General features: G+C 70.4%; 11 protein-coding genes. 6 read left to right on the forward strand and 5 right to left on the reverse strand.

Annotated elements, in window-relative coordinates; translation table 11 throughout:
- Positions 1-70: 70 nt before the first annotated feature.
- The 5 genes from F6X51_RS15920 to F6X51_RS15950 all read right to left on the reverse strand — a co-directional run bounded on the left by F6X51_RS15920 (position 71) and on the right by F6X51_RS15950 (position 9,273).
- Positions 71-415 (reverse strand): hypothetical protein, encoded by a 345-nt coding sequence (locus F6X51_RS15920; protein WP_150964666.1) that lies wholly within the window; start codon positions 413-415, stop codon positions 71-73.
- A 493-nt stretch (positions 416-908) separates the two neighbouring features.
- Positions 909-3,800 (reverse strand): PAS domain S-box protein, encoded by a 2,892-nt coding sequence (locus F6X51_RS15925; RefSeq protein ID WP_150964667.1) that lies wholly within the window; start codon positions 3,798-3,800, stop codon positions 909-911.
- 303 nt (positions 3,801-4,103) lie between these two features.
- Complete coding sequence (locus F6X51_RS15930) at positions 4,104-6,329, reverse strand: CHASE3 domain-containing protein (RefSeq protein ID WP_150964668.1); 2,226 nt, start codon at positions 6,327-6,329, stop codon at positions 4,104-4,106.
- A gap of 171 nt (positions 6,330-6,500) precedes the next feature.
- Positions 6,501-9,008, reverse strand: coding sequence for a PAS domain-containing protein (locus F6X51_RS28615; protein WP_246696828.1), 2,508 nt, complete (start codon positions 9,006-9,008; stop codon positions 6,501-6,503).
- A 4-nt stretch (positions 9,009-9,012) separates the two neighbouring features.
- Positions 9,013-9,273: a type II toxin-antitoxin system ParD family antitoxin gene (locus tag F6X51_RS15950; protein WP_246696829.1), complete on the reverse strand. Its 261-nt coding sequence runs from the start codon at positions 9,271-9,273 to the stop codon at positions 9,013-9,015.
- A gap of 353 nt (positions 9,274-9,626) precedes the next feature.
- On the opposite strand from F6X51_RS15950, the gene F6X51_RS15955 reads away from it, so the two are divergent.
- The 6 genes from F6X51_RS15955 (at position 9,627) to F6X51_RS28975 (ending at position 18,028) form a co-directional block, all read left to right on the forward strand.
- Entirely contained in the window at positions 9,627-12,122 is a 2,496-nt protein-coding gene (locus F6X51_RS15955; RefSeq protein WP_407658572.1) for a PAS domain-containing protein, read from the forward strand.
- Positions 12,123-12,381: 259 nt separating this feature from the next.
- On the forward strand, positions 12,382-12,627 hold the full coding sequence (locus F6X51_RS15960; RefSeq protein ID WP_150964670.1) for a hypothetical protein: 246 nt from the start codon (positions 12,382-12,384) through the stop codon (positions 12,625-12,627).
- 101 nt (positions 12,628-12,728) lie between these two features.
- Positions 12,729-13,562: a hypothetical protein gene (locus F6X51_RS15965; RefSeq protein WP_246696830.1), complete on the forward strand. Its 834-nt coding sequence runs from the start codon at positions 12,729-12,731 to the stop codon at positions 13,560-13,562.
- 328 nt (positions 13,563-13,890) lie between these two features.
- The gene (locus tag F6X51_RS15970) at positions 13,891-14,130 is read left to right on the forward strand and encodes a DUF3302 domain-containing protein (protein WP_150964671.1); all 240 of its coding nucleotides are present in this window, start codon (positions 13,891-13,893) and stop codon (positions 14,128-14,130) included.
- Complete coding sequence (locus F6X51_RS15975) at positions 14,127-15,062, forward strand: HlyD family secretion protein (RefSeq protein WP_150964672.1); 936 nt, start codon at positions 14,127-14,129, stop codon at positions 15,060-15,062. The genes F6X51_RS15970 and F6X51_RS15975 overlap by 4 nt, the downstream gene beginning before the upstream one ends.
- A gap of 29 nt (positions 15,063-15,091) precedes the next feature.
- Positions 15,092-18,028, forward strand: a complete 2,937-nt coding sequence (locus tag F6X51_RS28975; protein ID WP_191970141.1) for a DUF1254 domain-containing protein — start codon at positions 15,092-15,094, stop codon at positions 18,026-18,028.
- The last annotated feature ends 87 nt before the right edge of the window (positions 18,029-18,115 follow it).

Here is an 18,115-nt window from a genome sequence, read left to right on the forward strand (position 1 = left end):
TCCGTTGTCGGTCGGGCGGCCGCGACCATCACCCCGGTCGCCAGATGCCGCGCCGGCCATCTCCGCGCCCTCAGGGGCCCGCGGGCAGGCATCCCTGGATCTCGCGCCAGGTGCGCTGGGCATAGAATTGCTCGCCGCCGAACGACCAGGCCGAGCGGATCTCCACCGTGCCGCCGCGCCCGGCCCTCCGCACATCCATCTCCATGGCGTCACTCAACGTGATCCGGATGGGATCGGATCGACGCAGCTCCGTCATCCGCACACGGGTCGGATAAGTCCGGTCGAGCACGCTGAAGGCGCAGGCCGCGAAGCTCGCATGCCCGATGGTGATCGATTGCACGAACGGCTCTGCCAGGCCGGCCGAGGGGATGCTCGCGAGCCCGGCCGCGAGCGCGATCCTAGGAGATATGACCATGCGGTAGGATCAGCACGAGGCACCGCACTCTTGCAAGGCCCTTGCAAGGTCCTTGCAAGGCCCTCCGCGACGTCGCTGAGGGCGGCCGGACCGACGACCTCACTGGACAGCCAGCGGCCGGGGCTCCTTCCGCGCGTCGGCCCGCATGGCGCGCGGTGGGCGCTCAAGATCATCAAGGCGAAGACGACCGGCCGCGCTAGCCGGTGCGGAGCATGACCCTTGCGCCCGACCCGCGCAAAGGCAGGGTGTCGGTCACCGGTCCGTCACCGTCCTCCGCGATGCCGCGGCCGGCGCCCCCGCCCCGGTGCCGCCTTGCCCCTGCCCCGCGCGCCCTGCCCCGTAGGCCGGTCACCCGTTCCCGTCGCGGCAGGGCCTCAAGCCCGGCGCAGGGGGGCTGTCTCGGGAGGTTCAGCAAGGGGCTGCCTCCGTCGCTGCGGCTCTGCGATGCCCCCTCGGGCCAGCGGCGTTCGTGCCCACAGTCAGACGTCAATCACTAATCTCCCGCGATCAGGTCCCGGATGCGGGAGGCCAGCGCCTCCATGATGAAGGGCTTGGTCAGCACGGCCATGCCGGGTTCGAGGTAGCCATTCCCGACCACCGCGTTCTCGGCGTAGCCCGTGATGAACAGCACCTTCAGGTCCGGGCGCGACACGCGGCCGGCATCGGCCATCTGCCGCCCGTTCATGCCGCCCGGCAGGCCCACATCGGTGACCAGCAGGTCGATGCGCACGTCCGAACGAAGGACCTTGAGGCCGGACGGCCCATCGGCGGCCTCGATGGCCGTGTATCCGAGGTCCTCGAGGACCTCGGTGACGAGCATGCGGACAGTGGGCTCGTCGTCGACGATCAGCACCGTCTGGTCCTGCCCGGCTCGGGGCGCGTCGCCGAGCGAGGGCATCACCTCGGCTTGCTCGGTCTCGCCATAGTACCGGGGCAGGTAGAGGCACATGGTGGTGCCCTCGCCGAGCTCCGAGTAGATCCGCACCTGTCCGCCGGACTGGCGCACGAAGCCGTAGATCATGCTGAGGCCGAGGCCGGTGCCCTGCCCGATGGGCTTGGTGGTGAAGAACGGGTCGAAGGCGCGCTCGACCACCTCGGGCGTCATCCCGGTGCCGGTGTCCGTGACGCACAGCGAGAGGTACTGCCCGGGCGGCAGGTCGCGTTCCTTCGCCGCCCGCTCGTCGAGCCACTTGTTGGCGGTCTCGATGGTGATCCGGCCCCCGTCCGGCATGGCGTCCCGTGCGTTGATGCACAGGTTGAGCAGCGCGTTCTCAAGTTGTGGCGGGTCGACCAGCGCCGGCCATAGCCCCGGCGCGCCGACCACCTCGAAATGGACCGACGGCCCGACCGTGCGTCGGAGGAGTTCCTCCATGCCCGCCACGAGCCTGTTCACGTCGGTCGGCTTGGGGTCGAGGGTCTGGCGGCGGGAGAAGGCCAGAAGCCTGTGCGTCAGCGCGGCGGCGCGCCTGGAGGCGCCCTGGGCGGCGTTGATGTAGCGGTCGATCTCGGTGAGCCGCCCCTGGCTCATCCGGGTCTGCAGCAGCTCCAGGCTGCCAGAGATGCCGGCGAGCAGATTGTTGAAGTCATGCGCCAGGCCCCCGGTCAGCTGGCCGACGGCCTCCATCTTCTGGGATTGCCGGAGCTGCTCCTCGGCCCGGCACAATGCCTCGGCTTGTTCCTTCTCCGCCGTCACGTCGCGACCGACCGCGTTGATCAGGCGCTCGTCGGGCCGGGTAGACCATGAGATCCAGCGATAGCTCCCGTCCCTGTGACGATAGCGGTTCTCGAAGCGCGCCAGGGAATGTCCCTCGGCGGAGCTGCTCGCCCCGGCCAGGGTCGCCTCGACGTCGTCGGGATGGAGCAGGTCGAACAGCGACGTGCCGACGAGCTCGTCCTCGCGCCAGCCGAGCATCGTCGTCCAGGCCGGGTTGACGGCGGCGACGCGGCCGTCGAAGCCGCAACGGAGCATGATGTCGGTCGACAATTGCCACAACGCGTTGCGGTCGGTCGTGCGCTCGGCGACCTGCCGTTCCAGGCTGGCATTGAGGGCGGCCAGTTCGGCCGCCTGTCGCCGGCGGTCGTCGATGTCGGTGTTGGTGCCGACCCAGTGCGTGATGGCCCCGTCCGACGCCCGGACCGGCTCGGCCCGGACCAGGAACCAGCGGTACGCCCCGTCGGCTCGCCGGATGCGGAACTCGGTCTCGTAGACCGCGCCGCCGGCCAGCGACCGGGTCCAGGCCTCGCCCGCCGCGACGAGGTCGTCCGGATGGACGAGGCTGCCCCATGCGGTGGCGCCGTCCATCGAGCCCAGCGGCGTGCCGGCGTAGGCGTAGGCTTGGCTGTTGAACCAGTAGAGGTATCCGTCGGGCCGGGATGCCCAGACCTGGTTGGGGACGGCCTGGGCGAAGACGCGGAACTGCTCCTCGCTCTCGCGCAGCCCCCGTTCCGAACGCAGGCGTTCCGTCGCCCCCCGGACCCGGTCGGCGACCTCCCGCATCAGCGCGACCTCGCTCTCGCTCCAGGAACGGGCGAGCGCGTGGTTCACGTAGAAGAGGGCCACGGACGAGCCCTGCTCGACCAGGGGCATGTTCACGAAGGCCCGGGCGCTGATGGCCTCGAGGGCGGAGGCGGAGTCCCGCGTGCGCGGATCGAGCCGCGCATCGGTGACGATGGCGGTCTCCCCTCGCTTCAGGTCCTCGATGTAGGAGCCGTAATCGCGGAAATGCAGCACGCCGGCGAGGCTCTCGATGCCGGGGGCGTTCCAGTCGCGCGCGATGGTGATGGTCTCGGCGACCTTGTCGATGATGCCGTAACCGACGCGGCTCACCTCCAGGGCGGTCCCGAGCACCGCGCAGGCCGCGTAGCTGAGGCCGGCCGGGTCGGCGATGTCGCGCAGCCTGTCGTTCAGGTCCAGCAGGGTCGTGCGCCGCCTCTCGGCCTCGCGCAGCGCCTTCCCGGACTCGCGTGCCCGGGTCCGGTCGCGCAGAATCTTGAGGAACCCGATGTGCCCGCCGAGGGCATCCCGGAGCGGCATCATCTCGCCGCTCGCCCAGAAGCGGGTCCCGTCCCTGCGCAGGTGCCAGCGCTCGTCGGCGGCCCGACCGTCCGCGAGGGAAAGGCGCATCTCGGTGGCCGGACGCCCCTCGGCACGGTCCTCGGGCGTGAAGAACCGGTCGACCGGCTCGCCGATCATCTCCGATCTCGACCAGCCGAGCACGCGTTCGGCCCCGGTGTTCCAGGCGGTGACCCGGCCCTCCGGGCCGGTGACGATCATGGCGAAGTCGACGGGGCTCTCGAAGACGGACCGGTAGAGCACATCCGACGGGAGCGCGCCCGCCTCGTGCGGCGGATCCTGGGGCCAACCCTCGGCTTGTCCGTGCATCATGCCCCGCCTTCGAGGGCCGGGCGCAACCGCACCGAGGGACCGGGCGACGTCGGGGGACCTGACCTCAAAAGCCGCAACCTTGCCCCGCGCCGGCCCGGTCGACCGCCATGGCCGGCCTTTGTTCGACGGAGGTCCCTAGATAGCGCGTCCCGCCGCCCGGACCATCCGGCGATGTCGCGACCGGGCGACCGATCCTTCGCGCTCCGCGGCAAGCCGTTCCGATGCGCTCGACGGGGTCGCACGAACGGTCCAGGTGCCGCCGGGTGGTTCCCACGGGATCGCCGGCGCCTTAGGCGCGGAGCCTCACGATTCCCGCCTGGGACGCAACGCAACGATGTTGCCGGCTTGCGCGGGCGCGGCCGCCGTCCCCAGCACCTCGGCGACCTTGCGGGCGAGTTGCTCGCGCTTGAACGGCTTGCCGAGAAGCTGCACCCCGTCGTCCAGCCGGCCGTGGTGGACGATGGAGTTCTCGGTGTAGCCGGACATGAAGACCACCCTCACCTCAGGCCGCAGCGCCAGGACGCGCTCGGAGAGCTCCCGGCCCCGCACCTTCCCGGGCAGGACCACGTCGGTGAGCAGCAAGTCGATGGACGCCGTGTTCGCCCCGAAGACGCGCAACGCCTCCTCGCCGTCCGCGGCCTCCAGCACCCGGTAGCCGAGGTCCCCCAGGATCGCGCAGGCGATCTCCCGGACCGCCGCTTCGTCCTCCACCACCAGCACGGTGGCGGAGCCCCGCGGCAGCTCCACGGGTGCGCCGGCGTGCCGGCCGCCGACCGCCGCCGTCCCGATGGCGCGCGGCAGGTAGATCTTCACCGTCGTGCCCTCGCCGGGCTCGGAGTAGATCTTCACATGGCCGCCCGACTGCTTGACGAAGCCGAACACCATGGCGAGGCCGAGCCCCGTGCCCTTGCCGTCGGGCTTGGTCGTGAAGAACGGCTCGAACACGCGGGCCGCCACCTCCGGCGTCATGCCGTGGCCGGTATCGGACACCGCCAGCATGGCGTAGTCGCCGGGCACGACCTCGGCATGGTGCCGGGCATACGCGTGGTCCAGCACCGTGTTGCCGAGCTCGATGGTGAGGCGACCCCCGCCCGGCATGGCGTCGCGGGCGTTCAGGGCGAGGTTCAGGACCGCGCTCTCCAATTGTGCCGGGTCGGCCATCGCCGGCCACAGGCCGGCGGTCTCGACGTAGCGCACCGCGATGTGCTCGCCCAGCGTGCGCCGGAGCAGCGGGACCAAGTCCGGCATCGTCGCCGCCAGGTCGACGGCGGCCGGAGCGAGCGGCTGCTTGCGGGCGAAGGCGAGGAGCTGGCCGGTCAGGGTCGCGCCGCGCTGGGCCGCCCAGGCGGCGCGCTCGATCCGCTCCTGCAGCTTGGCGTCGTCCGCCAGCTTTGCGCGGACGAACTCCAGGTTCCCGAGGATCACCTGCAGCAGGTTGTTGAAGTCGTGCGCGATGCCCCCGGTCAACTGGCCGATGGCCTGCATCTTCTGGGCCTCGCGCAGCACGCCCTCGGCCTGGGCGCGCTTGGTCATGTCGGAGATGGTCAGGACGAAGCCGCCGTCCGGCATCGTGGTGCGGCGGATCTCGAGGTGGTGCCCGTCGGATCGCTCGCGCTCGTACGTCACCGCCTCGCGGGGGCCCTGCCCGCCGTGCCGGACCTGGTCTTCGCTCTCCAGGCCGGGGCGGCCCGGCTCGGCGGTGTGCTCGGCGAAAGCCCCGTAGGCCGTACCGGGCCGGACCAGGGCCTTGGGCAGATCGAGCAGAACCTCGAAGCACGCGTTCCAGTTCTTCAGCATCCCGTCCGGCCCGAACACCGCGACGCCCTGGCTTAGGCTGTCGAGGGTCGTGCGCAGGCGCAGCGCCAGCGTGCGCTGCTCGGTCTCGGTCCGGTTCGAGCGAGACACGGCGTGGTTCAGGAGGCGGGCGGCCCAGAGCAGGGTCAGGACGGCGAGGAGGAAGCCGCCCAGCGTCAGCCAGTGCACCCAGGTGGCGCGTGCGTCGTTCTCGCGGAGGCGTCGGGCGAGGAGCGCCTCCTCCTCGGCCAGCATGGCTCCGAGCGTCGCCTCGGCCTCCTTCATGAAGCCGCGGCCCGCATCGGTGTTGACGAGGCGCTCGGCCGCCTCGACGCCGACGTCGCGGCGCAGTCGCACCGTCTGGGCGAGCTCCTCGAGCTTACGCTGCACGACCGGCGCCAGGGCATGCAGGCGCTCCTGCTGGGCCGGGTTGTCGGCGGTGATCTTCTGCAACTCGCCCTGGAGGATGCCGAGCCGGTCGCGGGCGGCCTCGTAGGGCGCGAGGTAATCGTCCCTGCCCGTGATGATGTAGCCGCGCTGTCCGGTCTCCGCGTCGCGCAGGGCGATGGCGAGGTCCTTCAGGGTGGCGAGCACGCGATAGCTGTGCTGCGACCACGCGCGGGCCTCGCGCGAGGCGTCGAGACGCTCCCAGGTCACGGCCCCGACGAGGGCCAGGATGGCGAGCAGCACCCCGAAGCCGAGGAGGTTCGCGCGTGCGACGATGCGCTTCGACATGATTTTGAGGTCCGCCGCCCGCGTCGTGGCCCGGGTCGGGCCGCGCCGCCGCGGAGCTTGCTCGAACGCCGATGACCCGGAGTCGCGTGCGCGCTTGCAGGCACTGTCTAGCACGATACCCCGCGATTGCGGGCCTTTTGCGGAAGCTTCGCCGTCGGGACGCGAGCCCGGCTACGCGCCCAGGATGCGCTTCCGACGCTGCCAGGTCGCGACCTTGCGCAGCAGGCGCGAGAGCTGCTCGACCGAGTAGGGCTTGTGCAGCAGCTCGAACCCGTAGGTGCCGTTCTGCGCCAGCACGTGACTGTAGCCGGACGCCAGGAGCACCGGCAGGTCATGGTACAGGCGGCGGATCTCGTGGGCGAGGTCGATGCCGTTCGTGCCGGGCATGACCACGTCGGTGAACACCACGTCGAACCGGTCCGCGTCCTTCGCCAGCTCGGCCAGCGCCTCCTCGGCGCTCGCGGCCCAGACGGTCCCGTAACCGAGCTCCGCCAGCGTCTGGGTCGCGAAGGTGCCCACGTCGACATTGTCCTCGACGACGAGGACGCAGGTGCCGTGACCATCCGCCAGGAACTCCGGTTCCCGCGCCGCGGACGCCGCCGTTTCGGACCCCGGCACCCGCGGCAGGTAGAGCGTGAACGTGGCGCCCTCGCCGAGCACGCTGGCGACCGCCACCTCGCCGCCCGACTGCTTGGCGAACCCGAACACCTGGCTGAGCCCGAGGCCGGTGCCCTGGCCCACGCCCTTGGTGGTGAAGAACGGCTCGAAGATCCGTTCGAGCCGGTCGGCGGGGATGCCGCAGCCGGTGTCGGAGACCGACACGGCCACGAACGCGCCCCTGATGGCGGGCTGCCGGCGCAGGCCGGGCATTCCCTCTACGGGCCGCACGACGATGGTGAGGCGGCCCTCGCCGTCCATGGCATCGCGGGCGTTGACGGCCATGTTCACCAGGGCGGTGTCGAACTGGCTCGGATCGGCGTCGACGTGACAGGCCTCCCCGGGCAGGTCGGTCTCGATCACGATGCGCGAGCCGGTGAGCGTGCCCATCATGTCGCCGATGGCCCGCACGCTGTCGCAAGTGTCGAACACCTCGGGCTTGAGCGCCTGCCGCCGCGCGAAGGCAAGGAGCTGGCCCGTCAGCTTGGCGGCGCGCTCGACCGTGTCGGAGATCGCGCCGACGTAGCGGGCGCGGCGCTCGTCCGAGAGGTTCGGGCGCTTGAGGAGGTCGGTCGACGACTTGATGACGGTGAGAAGGTTGTTGAAATCGTGCGCCACGCCGCCGGTCAACTGCCCGACGGCCTCCATCTTCTGCGCCTGGCGCAGGGCCTCTTCCGTCTGCCGCTGACCGGTGGTGTCGACCCCGACCCCGGTCCGCCGGATCGGCGTGCCGTCCGCGTCGTGATAGGTGTGGCCGCGCGAATTCACCCAGCGGACCGCCCCGTTCGGATGGAGGATGCGGTATTCGAGCTCGATGTCGCCGGGGTTGGCCAAGCCGCCGGCCATCGTGGCCTTCAGCGAGGCCCGGTCGTCGGGGTGGACGTTGCCGAGGAACTCCGCCCGCGTCACGCCGCCCGGCCCCCGCGCCGGATCGAGCGCGTAGAGCTCGGCGATGGCGGCGTCGTAGAAGAAGAGGTCGCTCGCGACCTCGTAGGTCCAGGCCCCCACGCCCCCCACCGCGGAGAGCGCCAGGCGGGCGAAGTCCTGGGTGTCGCGGAGGATGCCCTCCCGCTCCCTGTGCGCGGTCACGTCCCGGCCGCTGCCGTAGACGTGACCGTCCTCGAAGGTTCCCGTCCAGGCGAACCACCGGTAGCTGCCGTCCTTGTGCCGGAGGCGGTACTCGTAGGGCGTCGTCAACGGCCGGCGCAGGACGTCCGCGAAGGCCGCCAGCGTCGGTTCGACGTCGTCCGGGTGCGTGAGGTCGACGAAGGGGACGCCCAGCAACTCCCGGTCCTCCCAGCCGAGCAGGCGCGTCCACGCCTCGTTGACGGCTTCGAGGCTGCCGTCGATGCGCGCGACGACGAGGAGGTCCTGCGACAGCCCCCAGGCGCGGTCGCGCTCATGGGTCCGGGCCGCGACGTCCCTTTCGAGCCGTTCGTTGAGGCGCCGCAACTCGTCCTGGCTCCGGCGCAGGGCTTGGTCCGAGCTGTGCCGCTCGATGGCGAGGGCGGCGGTCTGCGTGATGAGCGCGATGGCTTCGAGGTCGCACGGCGTCGGCGTTCGGGGCTGGGCGTAGTAGACCGCGAAGGTGCCGAGCACCGTCCCGCCCGCGGCCCGGATCGGGGTCGACCAGCAGGCCCGCAGGCCGTGTCCCAGGGCCAGGTCCCGAAAGTCCTCCCAGAGCGGGTCCGCGGCGATGTCGCTCGCGTAGACGGCTTCGGCCCGGGCGACGGCCGTGCCACAGGAGCCGACGCCTTCGCCGATGGCGATGCCGTCGATGGCCTCGTTGTAGGCGGCTGGCAGGCTCGGGGCCGCCCCGTGACGCAGGGATCGCCCGTTCTCGCTCAGGAACAGCACCGAGGTCATCATGTGCTGGTCGGTCTGCTCCTCCACCGCGCGAAGCAGGTCCTCCAGCACCGCGCCGAGGGGCACGCCGGACGCGATCTGCGCCAGGACCTGCCGCTCGCGCTCGACCAGCCTGCGGGCGGCGTCGGAGCCATCGAAGGCGGCGAAGGACGGCATCGGCTCAAGCGCCCTCTTGCGAAAGCCCGGCCTCGCCGGGACGCCGCTTCCCGCGGTTCGCCCTCGCCAGGGCCCTGCCCTCCTCCCGCTCCATGAGCAGGCGCAGGCCCGCACGGATCACCTCGCTGGCCGAGGCGTACTCGCCGCCGGCGACCTGGTCCGCGACGAAGCGCGCGAGCGGGGCCGTCAGGGCGACGTGCTGGGAGTGCTTGGCTGCCATCGGGCCGGGTAGCACGGCGCCCATGCGGGTGTCACCTTCGGCCACCCCGATCGTGCGGCGCCGACCCCTCGCCCGCTCCCTCGAGGAGCCGGCGCGCAAGGCTGCGGAGGCCATCGCGAGGCGCTCCCCGCCCGGCCTGCGGCTCGTCTCGGGCGGACCGCGCGCGGCGAACAGGGCCGACGGATAGGGCGGCCAGGTACAAGCTGTCGCGGGGGGCTCGATCGAACCCGCCCGGCATTGCCGCGGGCGAGGCTGCGCTGATAGGTTGCGCGCGATGTGCCTGCGGCTGGGCCCGCGGTCGCGGCGGCGCGCCGAAGGGTTCCGGTCCCGGTCGCGCGACCATGCCCGCATCCCGCGGGCGGGCACGCATCTCAGGGAAGGGCCGGGGGAATCGGGTCGTGCGGAAGGACGGCGGCACCCCCAAGGGGCATGACGCGGTGAGCGACGCCCTGGCCTTCCTGGCGGGCGGCGGCGAGGCCGCGCGCCTGATCCGCGGGCGCGACTGGTCGGACCATCCCCTCGGGCCGCCAGAAGGCTGGCCGGTCGAGCTCCGAACGGCTCTCAGCCTCGTGCTGAACTCCCCGGAATCGATGATCCTGGCCTGGGGGCCGGACCTCAGCTTCTTCTTCAACGACACCTACTTCCCGCTGCTCGGCCCCCGGCTGGCCTGGGCGATGGGCGAGCGCTTCGACGTGGTCTGGGCCGATGCCTGGGAGCAGGCCAAGCCCATCATCGACGATGCCTTCGCGGGCCGCAGCCGCCGCTTCGACGACCTGCCGTGGAAGCTCGACACCGACCGCGGCCTCGCCGACACCTGGTTCTCGTTCTCCTACTCGCGCGTGCTCGACCGCGACGGGGTGGTCGCGGGGCTGTTCATCTTCACCAACGAGACCACCAAGCGCGTGCTCGGCGACCGGGCCCTGCGCGAGAGCGAGGAGCATTACCGCCAGACCGTCGAGCTCAACCCGCAGGTGCCGTGGACCTGCGACCCGCACGGCAACGTCACCTCGTACTCGAACCGCTGGCTCGAACTCACGGGCCAGGCCCCGGGCGAACCGGACGGCTCCGGCTGGACCAGGGTCTTGCATCCCGACGACCTGCCGGGAACCATGGACGCGTTCGCGGCCGCGCTCTCGTCGGGCGAGCCCGTCGACGTGGACTACCGCCTCCGCATGGCGGCGACCGGCAAGTACCGCTGGATGCGCGCCCGCGCCCAGCCGCGCCGGGACCCCGACGGCGCCATCGTGCGCTGGTACGGCGTCGTCGAGGACGTCCACGACCGCAAGCTCGCCGAGGGCCGGCTGCGCGAGATGAACGAGACGCTGGAGCGGCGCGTCGAGGAGGTGCTCCTGCAGCGCAAGCTCTGGGCCGAGGTGTTCGAGACCACCGACGCCCTCGTCGGCGCGCTCGACACCGACTTCCGGTTGCTGGCGGCAAACCGGGCCTGGGTCGAGGAGTTCGAGGCGGTCTTCGGCATCCGCCCCCGTGTCGGCGACGACATCCTCGACCTCCTGTCGCAGAGGCCCGAGCACGTCGCCCCGGTGCGCGCGACCTGGGCAAGGGCGCTGGCGGGCGAGGAGTTCACGGTGGTCGAGGCGTTCGGCGACCCGGACAGGAAGCGTCCCTGCTACGAGATCAAGTTCACGACGTTGCGCGACGCCGAGGGGCGCCGGCTCGGCGCCTTCCAGTACGTCCAGGACGTGACCGAGCGGCTGCGCGACCAGGAACGCCTCTCCAGGGCCGAGGAGGCCCTCCATCACGCCCAGAAGCTGGATGCGGTCGGACAGCTCACGGGCGGCGTGGCGCATGACTTCAACAACCTGCTGACCATCATCCGCTCGTCGGTCGAGTTCCTGCGTCGGCCGGACCTCGCCGAGGAGCGGCGCAGGCGGTACCTTGAGGCGGTCTCCGACACCGTGGAGCGGGCCTCGAAGCTCACGAGCCAGCTGCTGGCCTTCGCCAGGCGGCAGGCGCTCCAGCCCGAGGTGTTCGACGTCGGCGTGCGCCTGCGCGGCGTCTCGGACATGCTGAACGCCGTGACGGGCGCGCGCATCCGCATCGTGACCGAGCTGCCGGAGGTGCCCTGCCACGTGCGGTCCGACCCGAGCCAGTTCGAGACAGCCCTGGTCAACCTGGCGGTGAACGCGCGCGACGCCATGGACGGCGCGGGCACGCTGACGCTTCGGCTGGAATGCGGGGCCGCGCTTCCCGGCATCCGCGGCCACGCGGGTGCGCGCGGGCCCTTCGCGGCGGTGTCGGTCGCGGACGGGGGCGCGGGCATCGCGCCGGACCTGCTGGAGCGGATCTTCGAGCCCTTCTTCACGACGAAGGAGGTCGGGAAGGGCACCGGCCTCGGCCTCTCCCAGGTCATCGGGTTCGCCAAGCAATCCGGGGGCGACGTGAAGGTCGCGAGCGAGGTCGGCCGCGGCACGACCTTCGTCCTCTACCTGCCCCAGGTCGAGCCGCCGGTCCGGACCGACGAGGCCGACGACGGCAGGCCCGCGATCCGGCACGAGGAACGGTCGCTGCGCCTCCTGGTCGTCGAGGACAACCTCGACGTCGGTCGCTTCTGCGTGCAGCTCCTTCAGGATCTCGGCCACGCGACGGTCTGGGCGCACAATGCCGAGGCGGCGCTGGACGAGATGGAACGGGATCCGGCCGGGTTCGACGCGGTGTTCTCGGACGTGGTCATGCCGGGCATGGGTGGCGTCGCCCTCGCGCGGCGGCTGCGCGGAAGCCATCCGGAACTGCCGGTGGTGCTGACGACCGGCTACAGCGACGCGCTGGCGACGGACGACGCGCACGGCTTCGAGCTCGTCCGCAAGCCCTACTCGGCCGAGCGGGTCGCCCAGGCCCTCAGGGGGGCGCTGGCCCGCCGGCGCCCATCCGGCTAGCGACCGGCACCCGCGCCTTTGGGTACCGTCCTCAAGACCCGTCGGCGCCTGATCCCAGCCATCGCAGGCATGGGTGATCCCGTCGCAAACCCCGCCCGTGCGGGCCGGGCCGATCCGTGCGGCGCCTTTCGATCCGGCGACAGAGATCTCGTCTGTCAGCCACGGCCCTGTAACGGTTACAATTCCCGGATCCGGACGAAGCGCGCATCATGCGGGCGACCGATCGGGGGGACCGCGATTGCCGCGCCCGGAGGCTGCGATGGAGCGTTCCCAGCAACGCGGCCTTGCGAGACTGTTGCTGCGCCATCCCGAGCGCCGGCAGGAGCTTCGTCGCAAGTTCGCCGAGAACGCCCAGCTCAGGGAACTCTGCGAGGCCTACGAGGCTGCATGCGAAGCAGCCGAGTACTGGGCAAAGTCGTCAGATCCTGTCGGACCTGCCCGTACAGAAGAGTACCGCGAACTCGCCACAGCAACGGAGGAGGACATCTTCCACGCGATCTCGTGACTGTCCAGCAAATATGTAATTCTTACATCTGTTAATCTATGATATGCGTTAAAATACCTAGCATGATCAGAGCTGATTCGTTCGCAGTCTGCGAGGGGACCATGGCCTTGGATCGTCAACCGGCTTCGCCCCTGGAGCCGAACGAGGCAACGGCAGTCGAGACCGCTCTCGGTGCCCTGATCGCAAGCGGCCATATCCGGTTGTCCGAGCGCAATCGTCGCTTCCTGTCCTTCGTCGTGGCCGAGACGCTGGCCGGCCGCGGCGGACGCATCAAGGCCTATGCGATCGGCGTCGACGTGTTCGGGCGCGGCAGGACCTTCGACCCGGATAGCGACCCCATCGTCCGCATCGAGGCGACCAGGCTGCGGGCGGCCCTTGCCGCGTATTATGGCGGCTTCGGCGCGCGGGATGCGGTCAGGTTTGTCCTGCGACCGGGTTCCTACGTTCCCACCTTCGAGTTTCCGCGACCGCCATCAGGCTCGGAGGAGCCGCCGGTGGGTGAGAGCGCCGCGCCCGCGCCCTCCGGCAGGATCGGCTCGGTCGGGCCCGCCGGCGTGGCCGTCGTCGTCACGCACCGGACCGACCGGAGGGATCGATGTTCGATGGTGCGGGGCGAGTTGTACGTCGAGGCGATCGTGAAGGCCGTCGCCGGGCGCGAGATCAAGGTGTTCCTCACGCCACTCCCGGACCGCAACGGCTCCGTACAGGTCATCAGGGGATTGGTCGCGCGATCAGACGCGGTCTTTGCCCTCGATGTTGCCGTCCATGGCATTGCGGAGGGCCAGCGCTATTCGTGGTCGCTGTCCGACTTCCGCAGCGGCGAGGTCAAGGCCACGGACATCTGCGACCGATCCGATGAGAACCTGCCCATCGGCGCAAGGATCGACGCTCTCGCCGAGATCGTTGCGCAGAGGGTCGCGGCCGCTGCCGGCTGAGATCGACTGCAACACTTTCGACGACGGCTCAAGCCCGTAACCGTAACGGCCCCGGGCGTGGTGGTGCTTGGATTTCATGAGCCGCCGGCAGCTGGCGAGCTGTAACGGTTACAGCCTCAGAGGACCGTCCGGCGCGTGCGATGGTCGATGAAGGACGGGCTCGGCGCGGCTTCGACGGAGTGTTGGCTCCTGCAAGGGGTTCCCGGCCAGGAGGGGTTCGGCGATGCGAGATCACGCTATCTCCCTAGTCCCGGCTGCCGCGATCTGCCTGGCTCCATTCAGCGGATACGCGCACACGGCCTTCAGGTGAGCTTTCGAAAGCGAAGCCATGTCCTTCCTCGACATCTTCGCTTGGATCGTCCTGCTGGTCGTCGCCGCGACGCTCGTCGCGTGCGTCGTCGCGCTCGGGGTCATGCCCGGACGCATCGCCCGCCGGCGTGGCCACCCCTGGGCTGAGGCGGTGGCCATCGGGAGCTGGGCCACCCTGATCTGCGGCTTCGTGTTCTGGCCGCTCATCCTGACCTGGGCCTATGTCGACGCTCCGGCCCGGCGGGAGACGTCCCGATGATCGTCGTCCTGCTGAACGCCTACATCGCCCTCCTGGTCCTGTTCGTCTGGCTCGGCTTCGTCCGCTGGAACCTGTTCTGGAAGCTGTCGCCGGCGATCGTCCTGATCATCCTGCTGGTGGGGCTGTTCATCCCGATGCAGTGGGGCGCCCCGGCCGGGCCCGCGGCGGTGGTGCGCAACTCGGTCCAGATCGTGCCCTCGGTGGCCGGTGAGGTCGTGGAGGTGCCCGTCCTGGGCAACACGCCCGTCAAGGAAGGCGAGGTCCTGTTCCGCATCGACCCGACCACCTACCGGGCGCAGGTCGAGGCGATCGAGGCGCAGCTGACGTTCGCCGCATTGCGTCTCGCCCAGATGTCGGAGTTGCAGGGCCGGGGAACGGGGCGGGCCTTCGACGTGGAGCAGCGCCAGGCCGAGGTCGATCAGCTGCGCGCGCAGCTCGACGGCGCGAAGTGGAACCTCGACAAGACCACCGTGCGTGCGCCCGCGGCCGGCTACGTGACCAATCTGGCCCTTCGCAAGGGCGCGCGCGTCACCGCCCAGGCGCCGGTGATGGCCTTCATCGATACCTCGGAGACCATTTTCGGAGCGGAGATCCCGCAGGTCTTCGCGCGCTACGTCGAGCCCGGGCAGGCCGTCGAGGCCACCTTCAAGGCATCCCCGGGCGCGGTCTATTCCGGCCGCGTCGAGGCGGTGCTGCAGGCCATCGCGACCGGGCAGACGCAGCCGGGCGGGTTCGCGGTCTCGCCGAGCGAGGTTCAGGCCGCGCCCTTCGTGGTGCGCTTCCGCCTGGACGACGAGACCCTGGCGCGCCGCCTGCCGGCCGGGAGTACCGGCACGGCCGCGATCTTCACCGAGCACGTGCAGGTGGCGCACGTGGTCCGGAAAATCGTCCTCCGGCAATCGGCCATCCTGAACTACGTCAACCCGTTCTGAGCGCGGCTGTCACCGGGAAGGAGAGGGTCATGACAAGAGCAACCCTTGCGGCGCTCGCGTTCCTGGTCACGCTGCTGCCGGTATCGGCCCAGGTCGCGTCTCCGGACGAGATCGTCCGCCGCACCACCGAGCGCCGCGCGGTCGAGGCCGTCATCTGGGGCATGCCGGTGGTCAACTACGACCTCATGCTGCAGCAGATGCTCAGCAAGACGTCCGGCAAGGTGAACCAGGTCATCTACTGGGGCCGACCGCTCGACTGGCGCAACCAGACCCTCACGCCCAATCCCGACACGCTCTACTTCATGACGTTCCTCGACACGAGGGAGGTCGGACCCATCGTGATCGAGGTTCCGGCGGCGGGTCCCGATGGATCCCTCAACGCCAACTTCGTCAACCTGTGGCAGCAGCCACTGGAGGATGCCGGGCTGCTCGGGGTCGACAAGGGCGCGGGTCTCAAGCTCGTGGTGCTGCCGCCCGACCATGCGGGCAAGGTGCCGGACGGCTACACCACGCTGCGGCCCCAGACCCATGGCAGCTACGCCCTGATCCGCTCGAACCTGGCGAGCCACGGCGACGCCGACGTCGCGAGATCCGTGGCCTACGGCAAGCGGATCAGGGTCTATCCGCTGAGCCAAGCCGCCAAGCCGCCGTCCACCGTCTTCACCGACGTCAAGGACGTCCTCTTCGACTCGACCATCCGTTATGACGGGAGCTTCTTCGAGGGGCTCAATCGCATCGTCCAGGACGAGCCGTGGTTCGAACGCGACCGGGCGATGATCGACGCGCTCAAGTCGCTCGGCATCGAGAAGGGCAAGCCCTTCGCGCCCGCCCCCGAGACGAGGCAGGCGCTCGCCGCCGGGATCCAGGAGGCGGAGACGGTCCTCGCGGCGCGATACGATGCCGGCCTGCCACCCTACTTCCCGGGGACGCGCTGGACGTATCCCGCGCCCCTCGACCTCCTCCAGGCCGCCGCGGACAATTTCGCGGCGCCCGACAGCTACCCGGTCGATGCGCGCGGACTCGCCTACCACTATGCCTATATCGGCATCAAACGGCTCGGCGCGGGTCAGTTCTACCTGATCTCGATCAAGGACAAGGACGGCCAGGACTACGACGGCGGGACGACCTACCGCCTGACCGTCCCGCCGGACGCGCCCGTGGAGCAATACTGGTCGGTGACCGCCTACGACCGGCAGACCCATGCGCTCATCAGGAACGTCGACCGCGCGAGCCGGGCCTCGAATGCCGCCGAGATGCAGAAGAACGCCGACGGTTCGGTCGACATCGACTTCGGCCCGCGGCCCCTCGCCGGCCGGGAGGCGAACTGGATACCGACCGACCCGACCCGCAAGTTCGAGCTGATGTTCCGCCTCTACGCGCCAACGAAGGCCCTGTTCGAGAAGGCCTGGACGCTGCCCGATGTGGAGCGGGTGGCGACCGCGAAGCCTGCCAAGGCGCAACCGGACGTGGCCGCACCTGCCGGACCCGGATCGCAAGTTCCCTATCCGGTGCGCGCCCTGACGCCGGCCCACGCCGACCTGGCCCGCTCGGCCGGCGTCCCGGCCCTGCTCGCCAACGAGGCATACGTCGAGGCGCTCGCCCGCGTCGTCTACTACTGGGGCTATCCCGCGGTCGACGGCTTCGGCCGCACCAACATGTGGGAGATCATGAAGGAGAAGCCCGGCGCCATGCTCGGGCTTCTCCCCGGCGCGCCGATGAACACGACGGGCTGCCTCGCGGACTACATCTCACCGTCGCAGCGCTGGGTCGTGACGCCGAACAACGACACGGTGTACGGGGCGGGATTTGCCAACCTCGCGGTCGAGCCGGCCGTCATCCAGACGCCGGTCGGCGCGCCCCAGGGTCACTACTGGACCATCCAGATCGTCGACGTCTTCACGAACGTGGTCCACCAGTTCGGCTCGGCATCGGCCACGCCGGGCGGCAAGTTCCTGCTGGTCGGTCCCGACTGGCAGGGCGCGACGCCGGACGGCTTCCTCGGCATCCTGCGGATGCCGACCAACATCGCGGGCGTCCTCCCGCGCAGCTTCGCGGCGCGCTCGCCGGAGGCGAAGGTCAGGGCGGTCGCCGTTCTCGATCAGATCGGGATGTATCCCCTGAGCAAGGATCAGCCCGGTCCACGCCGCTTCGACTGCCAGGCCGCGGCCCGCAATGCCGTCTACCCTCCGGGCGTGACGGCTCAGATGATCGCGGCCGATCCGGATGCCAGCCGGCCCCAGTGGGTCAACCCGAAGACCTTCTGGGAGGATCTCGCCAGGATGCTCAATGCAAACCCGACCGTTGGTCCCTCGGACACGGCGATGGCGGACCAGGCACGCACCCTGATCGCCCTCCGCCGGTCCGACCCGCGCTACAAGGCCCTCCTCGACCGGGCGGCGCTGGCCTCCGACGCGGCCCTGCATGCGAGCAGCACCTACGTGCAGGTGGGCGTCGACGCGGGCAACGGCTGGCAGCGGCAGGAGGGTGCCGGCCGCTGGGGCACGGACTGGTTCAGCCGCGCCCAGGCGACCGTCATCTACATCTACGTCAACGACTACCGAGAGGCGACCTACTTCATCAGGGGCACCGACGCCAAGGGAACGCTCCTCGACGGCCGCCACACCTACACGATGACGTTCCCGAAGGATGCGCTGCCTCCGGTGGATCGATCGCGTGGCGGCTTCTGGTCGCTGACGATGTACGACAAGGACAACTTCATGCTGCCGAACCCACCCAACGGCCGCACCAATATCGGGACCGTGGACCTCGACGCCAACGAACTGCGTTTTGCCGCTGATGGCTCGCTCACCCTCACCCTGTCACGCGAGCAGCCGGCCGGCGCGGACGAGCGGGCCAACTGGCTGCCGGCGCCGGAGGGTCAGTTCGCGCTGATCGTCCGGGCGTACGTGCCGACGAGCGCGGTTCTCGCAGGCGTGTACCAGCTTCCGAACGTCGAGAGGCGATAAACCAGCCGCGCCGCCGATCCCATCGGCGATGAGGGGACGCGACCCATGCGGGATGCTCCGCTCAGGATCCAAAGGCAGACGCGGAGG

The organism is Methylobacterium planeticum (genome assembly GCF_008806345.1).
GTDB lineage: Bacteria > Pseudomonadota > Alphaproteobacteria > Rhizobiales > Beijerinckiaceae > Methylobacterium > Methylobacterium planeticum.